At 37.5% G+C, this 14,617-nt stretch carries 10 protein-coding genes and 1 pseudogene; 3 read left to right on the top strand and 8 right to left on the bottom strand.

Annotation, left to right across the window (positions count from 1 at the left end):
• Positions 1-155: 155 nt before the first annotated feature.
• Positions 156-2,825, top strand: coding sequence for a DNA gyrase/topoisomerase IV subunit A (locus HXT53_RS02380; protein ID WP_004118080.1), 2,670 nt, complete (start codon positions 156-158; stop codon positions 2,823-2,825).
• A gap of 265 nt (positions 2,826-3,090) precedes the next feature.
• On the opposite strand, the gene HXT53_RS02375 is transcribed toward HXT53_RS02380, so the two are convergent.
• From HXT53_RS02375 to HXT53_RS02360, 4 genes and pseudogenes are all read right to left on the bottom strand, one after another.
• On the bottom strand, positions 3,091-5,529 hold the full coding sequence (locus HXT53_RS02375) for an InlB B-repeat-containing protein (protein ID WP_421780693.1): 2,439 nt from the start codon (positions 5,527-5,529) through the stop codon (positions 3,091-3,093).
• 40 nt (positions 5,530-5,569) lie between these two features.
• Positions 5,570-5,743 (bottom strand): primosome assembly protein PriA, encoded by a 174-nt coding sequence (locus HXT53_RS02370; protein ID WP_415706689.1) that lies wholly within the window; start codon positions 5,741-5,743, stop codon positions 5,570-5,572.
• Positions 5,744-5,986: 243 nt separating this feature from the next.
• Positions 5,987-8,025 (bottom strand): annotated as a pseudogene (locus tag HXT53_RS02365) (InlB B-repeat-containing protein).
• Between the two features lie 218 nt (positions 8,026-8,243).
• Positions 8,244-9,422, bottom strand: a complete 1,179-nt coding sequence (locus HXT53_RS02360) for an MFS transporter (RefSeq protein WP_421780691.1) — start codon at positions 9,420-9,422, stop codon at positions 8,244-8,246.
• A 478-nt stretch (positions 9,423-9,900) separates the two neighbouring features.
• Here HXT53_RS02360 and HXT53_RS02355 point away from each other — a divergent pair, with 478 nt between their 5' ends.
• Positions 9,901-10,308, top strand: coding sequence for a hypothetical protein (locus HXT53_RS02355; RefSeq protein ID WP_421780550.1), 408 nt, complete (start codon positions 9,901-9,903; stop codon positions 10,306-10,308).
• 57 nt (positions 10,309-10,365) lie between these two features.
• A complete protein-coding gene (locus HXT53_RS02350; protein ID WP_009993737.1) occupies positions 10,366-11,475 on the top strand; it encodes a type II TA system antitoxin MqsA family protein in 1,110 nt (369 codons plus the stop codon).
• 144 nt (positions 11,476-11,619) lie between these two features.
• On the opposite strand, the gene HXT53_RS02345 is transcribed toward HXT53_RS02350, so the two are convergent.
• From HXT53_RS02345 to HXT53_RS02330, 4 genes are all read right to left on the bottom strand, one after another.
• The gene (locus HXT53_RS02345; RefSeq protein ID WP_009993736.1) at positions 11,620-13,503 is read right to left on the bottom strand and encodes a cell surface protein; all 1,884 of its coding nucleotides are present in this window, start codon (positions 13,501-13,503) and stop codon (positions 11,620-11,622) included.
• A 131-nt stretch (positions 13,504-13,634) separates the two neighbouring features.
• Positions 13,635-13,817, bottom strand: a complete 183-nt coding sequence (locus tag HXT53_RS02340; RefSeq protein ID WP_101891887.1) for a hypothetical protein — start codon at positions 13,815-13,817, stop codon at positions 13,635-13,637.
• 119 nt (positions 13,818-13,936) lie between these two features.
• Positions 13,937-14,164: a DUF3791 domain-containing protein gene (locus tag HXT53_RS02335; protein ID WP_032837413.1), complete on the bottom strand. Its 228-nt coding sequence runs from the start codon at positions 14,162-14,164 to the stop codon at positions 13,937-13,939.
• The gene (locus HXT53_RS02330) at positions 14,124-14,423 is read right to left on the bottom strand and encodes a DUF3791 domain-containing protein (RefSeq protein WP_004115481.1); all 300 of its coding nucleotides are present in this window, start codon (positions 14,421-14,423) and stop codon (positions 14,124-14,126) included. Before HXT53_RS02330 ends, HXT53_RS02335 begins: the two co-directional genes overlap by 41 nt.
• Positions 14,424-14,617 lie beyond the last annotated feature (194 nt).

Genomic DNA, 14,617 nt, shown 5'->3' with positions numbered 1-14,617 from the left:
AGCAACATTGTAGTCAAAACACAAACTATACAAAATCATGAATAATGCATAACAGACTATGAGTAAAATAAGCATAAAATAAGCATTTAATAAAGTTTTGTGCACATAAATTGGTATTATAAAGGCTTGTAAATCACTTCAAGGAGTTCAAAACCATGCCTTCACGCAGCAAATCAGCAAAACAAACCTTCGACCCTAGAAAGGTTAAGGAAAACATTGTTGAAACGCCGCTTAACGAAGAAATGAGCAAATCATTCCTCGAATACGCATACTCGGTGATTTACGCGCGCGCATTGCCAGACGCTAGAGACGGAATGAAGCCTGTACAGCGCCGAATCGTGTATCAAATGGGAAACATGAACCTTACCCCAGAACACGCATACATGAAGTCTGCTCGCGTTGTAGGCGAAGTTATGGGAAAACTGCATCCGCATGGAGATTCCGCAATTTACGAGGCAATGGTGCGTTTGGCTCAGCCATTTTCTCTTAGACTCCCTCTGGTTGACGGTCATGGAAACTTTGGTTCCTTAGACGACGGTCCTGCAGCATCTAGGTACACGGAAGCGCGACTAGCTCCAGCAGCACTTGGAATGAATGCAGATATAAACGAAGACACTGTTGACTTTGCTCCAAACTATGACAATAAGCTAAAAGAACCAACTGTTCTGCCTGCCGCTATACCAAACTTGCTTGTAAACGGAGCTTCTGGAATCGCAGTTGGAATGGCCACAAATATGGCTACTCACAATCTTGGCGAAGTCGTAGCTGCAGCAAAATACGTTATGAAGCATCCAAATGCTACTCTAGACGATTTAATGCAAATAGTTCCAGGACCAGACTGGCCTGGCGGCGGCATAATTATTGGGCGAAGTGGAATCCGCGAAGCGTACGAAACTGGAAGAGGCGCTTTTACAACTAGATCGAAAACGCATATTGAAAACGTTACAGCGCGCAAAAAGGCGATTATTGTTACCGAATTACCATTTATGGTTGGACCAGAGCGCGTGCTCGAACGCATATCTCAAGGCATAAAAGCGCGCAAACTAGACGGAATATCTGGAGCAATAGACTTAACAGATAGACATAACGGAACGCGAATCGTAATCGAAATAAAAACAGGATTCGACCCAAACGCGGTTCTTGCGCAACTTTTTAAGCACACTCCGCTGCAAGAAAGCTTTACGATTAACAACGTTGCACTAGTTGATGGAAGACCTCACACAATGGGTCTTCGAGAGCTTCTAGACGTGTGGATTTTGCACAGAAGAACCGTTATTAGAAGGCGCAGCGAATTTAGACTAAACAAAGCCAAAGAGAGACTGCACCTTGTAGAAGGATTGCTTCTTGCAATGCTAGACATTGACGAAGTAATTCAAGTAATTAGGTCTTCCGAAGATGCAGAAACCGCAAAATCAAAGCTTATTAGCGTATTTGATTTAGACGAGATTCAAGCGCAATACATTCTTGACTTAAGACTTAGAAGACTTACAAAAATGAGTCGAATCGAGCTAGAAGGCGAAAAAAACGACTTATTGCAAAAAATAGATGAACTTAACGAGATTCTAAGCTCCGCAAGCCAGCTAGACAAAGTTGTGATTGCAGAAATGGATTACGCTGTAAAACAGTGGGATACTCCGCGCAGAACTATTCTTTTAGACGAACAAGAAGACGGCAGCTTTACGCCTGTTTGCACTAAAAACAGTAAAGAAGTTAATTCTGATTCAGCTATGGACGCAGTTATTGCAGCAAATCAATTGACAAATGCCCAGGCAGATGTTGCAGCAGCCGCAAGCGCCGCTCGTAAGTCTGGAGACACTGACGCAACCTCAGCGGCTTTGCAATTAAGCGACGAACCGTGTGCCGTAGCTTTGAGCACATCTGGGCTTATAGCAAGAACTAGTGTTGAAACATTCAATAGATGGCAATCACATTCTTCAAATATCTTTGACACTCCATGCTTAAACGTGTTTACTACTACTACGCGAGCAACATACGCTTTAATAACATCCGCAGGGCGATTAGTAATAGCGCATGTTGCAGACTTGCCACATTTAAATCAAGGAGATGAAAACGTTTCGGAATCTCTTTCCAATGGTGTTAAAGCAAGCGAATTATTAACTTCTACTCAAAGCACAGACCCAATTAGAGGAGAGAAAGTCGTAGCTGCTATTGCGTTGAGCGAATCTGATTCTAAAACTCCTCTCGCAATCGGAACAAAGAATGGCGTTGTAAAACGATGGAATTTTGAATCACCAACAACAATGGATTCTTGGAGCATTATTGACTTAAAAGACAACGATTCAGTAATTAATGCAGCACTTGCTAATGATGAAGATAGGCTTGTGTTTATAAGCAGCGATTCTTCCCTACTTACATTCGATGCAAAGCAAGTGCGTGCGCAGGGGCGAAGCTCTGCAGGAATGGCAGGAATTAGGCTTAATGAAGGATGCACTGTTTCTGCTTTTGCTGTAGTTGCTAAAAATGATGTTGAATGGAATTACGAAGAGGGCGAAAATGGTCTATTTTCTGCTTCTGGAAGCGTAGTATTCACTCTTGCTGGAGATAGCGACGCGCTTGCTGGAACAGAAAACGGAGCTGCAAAGATTACGCCGCTAGAAATGTACCCTACAAAGGGTCGCGGCACCGGAGGCGTGCGATCACAGCGATTCCTTAAGGGGCAAAACACGATTTTGGCAGCATACGTTGGAAACTATCCGCTTTACGCGACTACACAACGTGGAGCGAACGTAGAGCTACCTAAGCCAGATATGCGAAGAGACGCTTCAGGAACCGAGTTAGTTTCCCCAATTGCGCATATTGGGTAATCTCTTTACTGCTATAGTTGCGATTTTGTTGCTACAGTGGTAAAGAACTTGAACGATTTACGCATCATGAGGAGCCTTGGATACTTACTCTCAGCAATCTAAAAACTAATGATTCATCAAATAAAATAATCAGCAAAAACACAATAAAATCAAATTCCCCCTGCAAACAACCATACAAGTTACACAACAGGGGGAATTCTTGAATCACAATATCAACACAACATAACTTAGATTCTTACATAAAATCAACCTACTACATGCATATTTAATGCTTGCGGCGAGACTTGAATAGAGACAAACCAAAACCAGCAAACAAAGACACAAATAAAGCACTTATAGACATAACCAGTGAAACACCAGTATCAGGCAAATGCTTAGCAGGAGACTTAGCATTATAAGCTTCACCAGCATCAACAGCCTTAAAACGCTGCTCAACAGAACGCTCCACTGGCTTATCCGAAGAATGAACAGGATTCAACACAGGCTGCTCAACAACAGAATACTCTGGATTCTCAGGAACAACCTCAGGAAGAGGAATCCACGAATCGTCAGGAACATCAGGAACAGGCTTCGGCTCAGGTTCAGGAGTCACATCTGGCTCAGGCATAGGAGTCGGCGTTGGCGTTGGTTCAGGAGTTGGCTCAGGTGTAGGTGCAGGAGGTATTTGCGTATAAATAGCGTAAACAGTAGTATCCTCGCTTACAATTGTGGACGCAGTAAACGCATCCCCAGTTCCATTTTTATCCTTATACCAACCATTAAAAGTAAAACCAGCTTTAGTAGGATTAGCTGGCATAGACTGATCAGTTAAACCATCACCACTAATAGAGAGACCTTGCTGAACTTTCACAGTAACATACGGTTTCTTGTCATCATCATTTATAAATTTGACGGTAGCAATCTTTCTTCTCAACACAAAAGTAACAACTTTTTGAGTAGAAATTGAGTTATCCTTATGAATCGCAATATTAAATTTTGCATCAATTGTAGCGCTATTAATATCTGCTGAATTTTCTGGTTCAACAACCCACTCATAGTTTGTAGGCGCTTCAGCAGCAGACTTTACGATGTAGTTTCCAGGAGACAAATAAGCAAAACCATTGGAAAGATAACCAGCAGCTTCACTAAGCAAAGCCGTATTTTTATTTGTTATCATTGATTGTAATGCGTTTAACTCTGGAGCTGCGCTAGACTCAGATGACTTGAAATCACCAGCAATTTGCTTATCGCCAACGTAAAGTCCAAATTTCTTACCACTCTCGATCTTGTTTTGCAAATCTTTGTATCGCACAACAAGCTGAGTAGGAATTGGTCTAAATGTCACATAATAATGCTTTGTATTTAGTTGATTGTCATCTTTATCTCGAACAATACCGTAATTGAAATTTCCAGGTTTTTTGTCAGCATTTTTAGTAGTAAAAGTACCGTCTTTTGGCGTGTCTATATCATTACTGTAATACAAATAACCAGTGATTTGCGTGTTTTTAAGCTCTTCCATAGTTGGGCGCTTAATAGAATCTTTCTTGGGATCGCCTTCGTAGCTTAGAAGAGGCGTATACATATTTCTGACAACCTGATTATTACCAAACCTAACTTTGGAAATATTTTTCGAGTCAGACAAATCGGATAAATCCAACTTGGTAAACGGTTTAGTAGAGAACCTATCAGCTTCACCAGAACTACGTTGTGGAAGATCATCATTCCCTTTAATGTTTGCTGCCTTGCGATATTGCAAATCATCTACAAAGTGAAATTGCGCGCCACATTCAGGTAGAAAGGCGACATATCCAAAAATTCCAGATGAGTCTTCATGATTAAATCCTTCATAGCCAAAAATAGCTTCATGAGTGTTGTCACCCTCCATAACAACATGAATAAACGTTTGGTTCTTTCTCATATATACTGTGATATTTGTCTTATCAGCCAAATTGGATCCAATAAGCTTCCCATTTACCTCGAGCCTGTATGAGATCTTATTGTCGGGAGCTTTATTAAAGTCAAAATCTGCTGATCCATCTGGATTTTTTAGCTCGCGGGATGATCTGTATGGGTAAAATTGACCATCGGCAGTATATACACTTTCTTTATCAACCCGCGGGAAAAATATGAATGTATCAACTCTTCCAAGCCTGCCATTATATGTATTGATAATCTCATTAATACTTCTAGTATCGCCAGATGCTTGACCATTCTCTACAGAAAATTTCTTGCCATAAGGCGTATAAAAAATCTTTTGAATAGAAGGCAGAGGTCTAACAGATGTTGTTTTATCCTGCAGCTCTTTGACTTCAGCAGGTGTAATAACATTCGGGAACGGATTGGTTACATTCTTGTCATTACTAAAATCATATATGCCATCTTTATTAGGCTTAACTTCGCTTTTCTTCTCGCCATTATTTGTAGAATCTGTTGACGCCCTATCATCTTTTGCTGCTTTAACTGATTTTTGTGTACTTACTTCATCGTTTTTTGGTTTATCCGCATCAGTAGGATCATTTCTTTTATCAGCTTTGTTATCGGCAACAGAACCACTATAGTCAGAGGAAGATGTCAACCTAGTTTCACTACTGGAAGGATCAGCATTAGCAAAGTTAGATTCATGATCTTCAGAATCAGACTTCTGTTTTCTAATAATTTCTTGTGACTGTTTAGAAGCATGTGACTGCGCCAAATCGCGCGACTTTGCAGATATATCATTCTGCACATTTTCTTGTGATTTTACAGATTTTTGTGACTTTGCTAAATCACCAGGGAACCCCCCCCCCATTAGAAAAATCAACACTAGTGACATTCTGCTTCACATCTGATGCAGAATTATTTTCAGACGCATTCGCAGTTTGAGCCATGCAAAAAGCGCAAGCCGCAGTAGCAATACTCATCATCGTCGTTGACAACACGATTGCAGTTTTTTTATTCATTTTAGCCTCTTCACTAAAAACTCATAAAATTACATAAATTGTACAAACAACCATTAAGCAAAGCTTAAATCCACAAAACTTATAAACACTTTTGATTATACAATAAATAAACATTAAATATAAGTAGATGCACACAATATTTGCTTGAAAGTAGACAATACGATAGTAACGAATTTCCCCCTGATATATAAAACATCAGAGGGAAATTATCAGCATTCGCTCAAAACATTCATAAATGCAATACTAATTTTTGCGTTTAGCTATTCCAGCAAGCAAACTAGAAAAACCAGCGAAAAGGGATATGATTGAAATCACAAATGTTGAAGTTGCTGAAACACCAGTATCAGGCAAATGCTTAGCAGGAGCCTTAGCATTATAAGCTTCACCAGCATCAACAGCTTTAAAATGCTGCTCAACAGAACGCTCCACTGGCTTATCCGAAGAATGAACAGGATTCAACACAGGCTGCTCAACAACAGAATACTCTGGATTCTCAGGAACAATCTCAGGAAGAGGAATCCACAAACCACCAGGAACATCAGGAACGTCAGGATCTGGTATTGGCTCAGGTTCAGGAGTTACATCTGGCTCAGGCGCTGGCTCAGGCGCTGGAGTCGGTGTTGGAGTCGGTGTTGGTGTTGGTGTTGGTTCAGGAGTTGGAGATGGCGTAGGTGTATAAATAGCATAAACCGTCATGTCACTTTTTACTGGAGTTTGAGCAGTAAATACTTTGCTTTTATCCTTACCTGTAGAATCAGCATTCCACTCTACAAAAGTATAACCTTCTTTAGATGGTGCCGATGGCATCATCTGACCTGCAACACTATTTTCACTTATGCTTTTGTTTTCCTTAACTTGCACAGAAGCATAATTTTCATTGCTATCATTCACAAAAGTGACTTTGTAGATCTTAGTTTTAGGAACAATGTTGTAGGTAAAGTGCGAAATACCAATTATCCTAAATTGTTTGTTGATAATATCGTAAAACAGGCACTGACCTTCAAGCTTGCCAGATTTTACTGCTATATATTTGCCTTCTTTATTCTTCTTAAAATAAGATGAATTTTCAATCTGTACTGGAGTACCATCTTCTTTGAATCCTTCCACTACATTAATACTCTGATTGACACCTTCTTTCGTAATTTTAATAGGACTTTTATATTCGTCTCCTACTTCAATAGTGAAAGTTCCAGGATTCTGGTTATCGAACACAGAATCGCCCTTCTGCGGATTATTAGATGGGAATAATTGATACTTAGCCAAATTATCTTTTACATCAATTTCAGTAATTTTATTACCTTGGAAAGCATCGCTACCAATTCCAGAAAGATAATACGGCTTAGAGTCTGAATCGTGCTCTTTGCCCTTGTCATCAATTACGCCTTCAAACACAACTTTTTCAATTTCATTAGCTACAAAAGCACCATTATGTATTGAAATTACACTTTTCGGAATAGTAACAGTTCCCTTAATTTTGTTCCAGCCGAACGCACCGTATTCGATGATTTTAAGAGATTGCGGAAGAGTGACACTTTCTATATAATGTTCACCCTCGATATGCTCATGATTTTTGCCAACTTGTTTCGCTTTACCTGTAAAAGCAACTTCTCCAATTACTTCTATACCTTCTGGAATTACAATATGCGGATTTTTCTTAAGCTTTGCAAGGCCTTTTTCATTAAGTCCTGGAACAATAACATTTTCTGTACCAGCTGGTTTTCCATCATGATCAGTAACAGTAATATCTTTCCTGTACCCAATCTGTTTGCCGTCAGGGGTGATATTAAAGTCGTCACGCGTCCAAGTTAAAGATTCATCATTTGTGCTACTTGAATCAGTTGAAGCTGCTCTGGATTCTTCATATGCAGTTACGCTTCTATCTTCACGATTATTTGTTTGAAGATTAGTATTGCTTACATCAATAAGAGTTTGAGTAAGTTTAGTAGTTTCAAAATTTTCAGTAGCGTCTACAGGTTTAGAAGATTTAACAACATCATTATCAGTTTTTGCAGTTTCGGTAATTTTTGCAGCTTCATTAGAATTGGAGGAATTGATATTTTCAGAGGATTTTACGGAAGTGCTATCTAAAGCCCCCCCCCATGCTGGTTTTTACTAGGATTTGTAGCATAAGAGTTTGCGTTAGAAGAATTTACAGTTGTATTAATACCATCACTCACTGAGGTATCGGCAGCATTTGCACTTTGTGCTACACAAAAAGCACACGCAGCAGTAGCAATACCCATCATAGTGCTAGTCAAAATTATGTTAGTTCTCTTACTCATTTTTCCTCCCGCAAAACCAAATTTTCTAGAATAATTACCAAAATAACGGAATCAACACCAAAACAAGTATAATACAGGCATTTAACAGCATTGAATCTTCAGACATTCTACAACTTACAACTTCAATCTCAACAAAATGTAACCAAACTCACAATAAGCTTAATAAATCTTAAACAGACAACCATTAAGCCAACAATCACACAAAAACATTCTCATAGTCAACTTTTGCAAATCCGAAGCAATTGCATATGCATAAACGCCATTATAGATAGCAAAATAATCAAATATGCTGGAAGCAAAGACATAGACATGTTTTGACCAATAAACCCAAAGATTGCAGGCATCAACATTGATCCAATATACGCGCTAGCCATTTGCATGCCAACAATCGCTTGCGATTTATCAGCTCCAAAATAATGCGGTGTAGAGTGAATAACACATGGATAAATAGGCGCACACCCTAAACCAATAATCACAAATCCTGCAACTAATGCTATATGATTTGGCAATGGCAATAACAACACAAGAATGCCTAGAATCATCACTAGTTGTCCAAGACGAATCATGGTTTCGTCATTAAAACGCATTGTCAAAAATCCGCTTATAAATCGTCCTGCTGTAATACCAACATAAAATAAACTTGCCCATCCCGCTGCAACAACACGACTAACGGACCCATACAAAACCATGTAACTACTAGCCCATAATCCTGCAGTCTGTTCAATAGCACAGTAGCAGAAGAACATTATAAGAATATTTTTAGCTCCAGGAATGCGCAAAACTTCCGCAAAAGATAGCGTTTTAGAATATTCTTTAGATATCTGAATAGATTTACTTAATTCATGTGCTTTACGATTATTCCACAATGGCAAACTTATAAACAATATTACAGTTAATATCACTTGAACAATCGCAATATACTGATATCCTGCGGACCATCCCAATCCGTGAGAAAGCGCAAAACCCATAACGTAAGGTCCAGCTGAAGCTCCAATACCCCACATGCAGTGAAGCCAGCTCATATGACGGCTTTCGTAGTGCAAAGCAACATAATTATTAAGAGCAGCGTCTACCCCTCCAGCACCTAGCCCGTACGGGATTGCTAACAAAATAAGCACAATATAATTCGGCGCAAAAGAAAAACCCAACAATGCCAATGCAGTTAAAGCAACAGACACAAACGTAACTTTGCCTGCACCAAAACGCTTAGTCATCCTGTCACTCAGTAGAGCAGAAACAATAGTTCCTGCAGAAATAACCATTGATATTCCGCCAGCCCAAGAAATTTGCGCGCCAATATCGTGACTCATAGTCGGCCAAGCAGATCCTAAAAGAGCATCAGGCAAACCCAAACTGATAAATGCTAGATAAATAATTGCAAGAAGAAGATTAATCATATTCACATATTAATTCATAAAACTAGTTATAAGTTTTTGTATTAGGATCATACTTCAGTTACTCAGTTTCTTCAAATGCAGAAAGCGTATCAGAATTGGGAATATTATATTTCTTGCAAAGAGCACAATCTGTTGTAGAGAGATCAAAAATAGCATCTAAATCAGTCATGCAACACTCCTACTGCAAATATGTGTTACTAGGAAATACAAAAATTAGCAACAATAAAAATGATACAATATTCAACAGCATAAGCAATACTGTAAGTGACCAAATGAGTTCAACGTCTTATTTAAACTAAATAAAAGTTTCAAATTTACATTTTATTGAAGATAATCTTAAAGGATAAAAACAAGCCAAATACATTAATAAGGCTAATAAATTTTATTCTAGAATGCTTAGAAATTATTTATGCATCAATAGATGCATTTTTCTTGATAAATGCACCTATTTTTTGTATCATACGACTAGAGGTGATGTATGAACAAGAACTATAATCAGAATTACACAAAAGAAGAAATTTCAGCAATACTTGCAAAGATAAAAAACTGCATAAGGAATGACCGTTTTACCATCTCGTTAAACGAAAATCGTCAAGAAAACATAAACTTCATTCGAGAATACAACATACGATCAGATATTCAGAAAAATATACTTCTCAACATAGAAGTGGAAGATTTTTGTCATTCGTTAAAAAACAAAAAAAGAGGCTATGAATATGAAACGCTTTACGTATTCGCACCACGCGTAAAACTATCACACGTAGGTAAATGTGAGATGGTAAACATTTACACGAAGTTTAATATCATTACTATTTCTCAGCAAAATAGAACAGTTGTTATTTCATTCCATAAAGCAAATAAACAGATAGATTATTTATTTAAATAATCTAATAAACAACTCAAAAAGATAATAAATCTGCTAATTTTCAATAAAAGGCTCATAATGAAAGATAATAAGACATTTTGCGAAGAATGCAGGAATAATGTTGAGTACTCAACAAAATCCGTTCCAATGACTGCATCTATCAAAGGAAAACAATATTCCTACACTGGCACAGAAGCGCACTGCAAAGAATGCGGCTCTGCTGTATATGTACCCGAAATTATTGACGCGAATCTTAGAGCATTGTATGACGAGTATCGTAAAGAAAACAATATTATTCCGCTTGACAAAATCAACGAAATACCTGCTAAATACTCAATAGGCAAGCGTCCACTTTCACTGCTTCTCGGTTGGGGTGAACAAACGTTTTCTAGATTTGCAGACGGAGACATTCCTTCAAAACAATATTCTGATATTTTGCTACGCATTTATAATGATCCGAAATATTACTTGCAATTATTAATCAGCAATAAGGATAATCTGAAATCTGCAATTAGTTACGAAAAAAGTTATAAAGCAACACAAAAACTAATACGCGAATTACAAAATAACTTTGCAAACAATAACTTTGATGGCAATAAGTCGAGTGACAAAATAAACAATGTAATACAATACTTGCTTATAAAGTGTGAGGATATAACTACCCTAGCCTTGCAAAAATCCTTATACTACATTCAGGGTTTTTATTTCGCTTTTTATAAATCATTCATATTTACCGATGATTGTCAAGCATGGATTCATGGACCTGTATATAAAGACGTCTATTTGCGTTATAAAGACTACACTTTTACTCCAATAGATTCACCGACAACAGAAATATCAGGAATTAAATCATCAGAAAAATTAGCGGATTACAAACATGTTCAAAAAAGTGATGTGACATTATTTACATCAGAACTAACAACCACACTATCAGCTACCGAAAAAGCAGTATGCGATAGCGTTATTGATAATCTTTGCTGCTACAGCGGTAAAGAACTTGAACGATTTACGCATCATGAGGAGCCTTGGATACTTACTCGCGGAAATCTAAAAACTAATGATTCATCAAATAAAATAATCAGCAAAAAGATAATTGGCGAATACTTCACAAAAATAAAAGAAAAATACAATATGATAAATCCAGATGATATTCGCCAGTATGCGAAAGATATGTTTGCCAGTAAATAAAGCGAAACAGAAACAAAACACAATAAAATCAAATTCCCCCTGCAAACAACCATACGAGTTACACAACAGGGGGAATTCTTGAATCACAATATCAACACAACATAACTTAGATTCTTACATAAAATCAACCTACTACATGCATATTTAATGCTTGCGGCGAGACTTGAACATAGACAAACCAAAACCAGCAAACAAAGACACAAACAAAGTACTTATAGACATAACCAGTGAAACACCAGTATCAGGCAAATGCTTAGCAGGAGCCTTAGCATTGTAATCCTCACCAGCATCAACAGCTTTAAAACTCTGCTCAACAGAATGTTCCACTGGCTTATCCGAAGAATGAACAGGATTCAACACAGGCTGCTCAACAACAGAATACTCTGGATTCTCAGGAACAATCTCAGGAAGAGGAATCCACGAATCGTCAGGCACATTAGGAACATCAGGAACTGGTATTGGCTCAGGTTCAGGAGTCACATCTGGCTCAGGAGCTGGAGTCGGAGTTGGTGTAGGTTCAGGAGTTGGAGATGGCGTAGGAATAGGGTGAGTTGGCTTCTTCTTCAATACAAAAGTAATAAATTGTATAGCAGTAGTCTTTCCAGTTTGAAGTCCGATATTAATATCTGCACTAGTTTTAGAATCCTGTTTATTTGAATCTACAACCCACTCGTACCCTTCAGGCGCTTTAACATTTGGCTTTACTGTATATTTTCCAGGTAACAAATATACAGCACCGTTAGATAAGTAGCCAGTAAAACTTTTAAGGAAAGTAGTACTAGACGATTTCATCATAGTAACTAAAGCTTCTTTGTTGCTTGTAGTAACATCACCACTCGTAGAAGCAAATTCATTGCCAATTTTCGCATTACCAGAATCTAAAAGCTCGTACTTTGCATTTGATTCAAATGTTCCATCAGACTTCTTATACTTAACGACCAACTGCGTAGGAATTGCTCTAAAAGTAACATAATAATGTTTACGTGTAAGACGCTTAACAGGCTTGCCATCCTTCATTTCATAAGCAAAGGAAAGATAGTGATTACCAGGATCTTCCTTAGTATCCTTATCGTTCGCAAACTCATGATTCTTGTTCTGAGGCTTATCAATGTCATTATCCCAATACACGTATCCTGGAATATTCTTACCAGTAAGATCAGTAAGTATAGGACGCTTCGCATATTTTATATCTGGATCTTTATCAAAAGACAAAATAGATGTCTTACCGTCACCACTATCTGTTCGATAGAAGGCTGCTTTATCAGTTATTACAGCAGAAGTACCAGAAATATCCGCCAATCCCGCAATTTCGTAAAATGGAACCGACGATATTAGAGTACCCTTCTTCTTGTCTGCATCAGTTAAAGATGGATGAGTGTCAGAATTTCCTCGCTGCTTTAACTTACCATCTTTATCTACCCCATTTGGATTCTTAGATCTATATTGCAAATCATCCACAAAATGGAACTGCGCATCTGCTGCAGAAAAATAACGATTATAACTTGTATTGCACCCAGCCTGATGACAATAAACATACACAAATTTAAATCTTTCAAAATTAAACTTATACTTATACGTGAGTTTTAAATATAAGTAATTTTTGAAAGCATACTCAGAGCGAATATCAATAGACTTTTTACAATTCTTTGCAACAGTATAACCATTTAATTCAAAATCAACTGGTTCAGCAGAAGCTGTAATTGTTTGTTCAGAGCCTGCATAAATACTACCATCTTTTGATATAGAACCATTTACAGACACACCCTGAGATGAAGTAATCTGTGACTCATTTTTGCCAGAAACATAATCATTTTTATATACTTTGTAAACAATATATTCTCCATCAACATTCTTTAAGAATCTATTTTTAACAATCTCACTTTTGGGATTAGGATTATCTGAAGTAGCAGCAGGCTTAAAATAAATTTTTTCTACAGAAGTTTCTTTATTCTTAAACGCTTTTTCAATCTCGTCATCTGAAATTACATCTGGAAATGGATTTGTGATTTTTTTAGTAGTATTATTCACATAAGTGTACTTAATTTGGTCATCATCTTCGCCAACTTTCTTATAGTTAGCAGCAGTATCAAATACAGGCGTTTCCTCAGGAGCACTTCTATCTTTATCAACAGATTTAGCATGTTCTGAGGAAGTGCTATCTAAAGCCCCCCCCCATTGGGTATATTAGAAGTTGAGGCAGAAGAATTTACAGACGTATTAACACCAGAAGAAGCAGCTGAAGTTTCAGCAGCATTCGCACTTTGCGCTACGCAAAAAGCACACGCAGCAGTAGCAATACCCATCATAGCGCTAGTCAAAATTATATTAGTTCTCTTACCCATTTTTCCTCTTAAAGATATATAACGCAATAATGTAAAAACATACACACATTGTACGCTTTATAGTCGAAATACTAATGCAAGCATGATATATCACGCGATCGTTTAATTTATTACAAAAGTCATGCATTAACACATATTTTAGAATTATGCATCTCATCAAGCAGATCTTGAACCAAATATCCGTCGCTCATACAATGCATATCCGAAATACCATTACGCATCAAATCATAAGTGACGGAATGGTAAAATACGTCAAGCGCCTGCTCATAACTCAACCCAGCACGCTCAGCTAACAAACTTACAACCCTAGCATACTTCTTTTGCAACAAAATAGGATTCGCCTTCAAAATCCATCACTCCCCTAAAACTTGCCACACCTTTTTCACGCATAAAGGAAATAATGTCATTTGTAATATACTCTTTGCCTTGAGTATGCAAAACATCATAAGATGGAACAATATAAGACATAAGAATATTACTTTTCTTAGTCGAAGCATCATACGTATCTCGAGGGTTTTGATTAAGCTTATTTGCAACATTTTCAATACAAAATATTGCAAAATCAAGCTTATCTTTGTCAAAGACTTCTTGCTTATTACCAATCATAAACCCTCCTTTTTAAGATAAAGCACAATAGAACACTGACTTACAAAGTAATAATTCTTAAAACAAACCTTTAATACAGTTTACATCAAAAATCGCATATAAAATAAGGCTTCTGACTTTATGTTATAAAACATTTACTCAGAAGCCTTATTCCAATATTTTTTAATTCTTATACGCGTTTATACGCGATTATA

Source organism: Gardnerella sp. KA00390 (assembly GCF_049244075.1).
Lineage (GTDB): Bacteria > Actinomycetota > Actinomycetes > Actinomycetales > Bifidobacteriaceae > Bifidobacterium > Bifidobacterium vaginale.
Note: the sequence above shows the minus strand (reverse complement) of the source record. Positions and strands in the feature narration are given on the sequence as shown.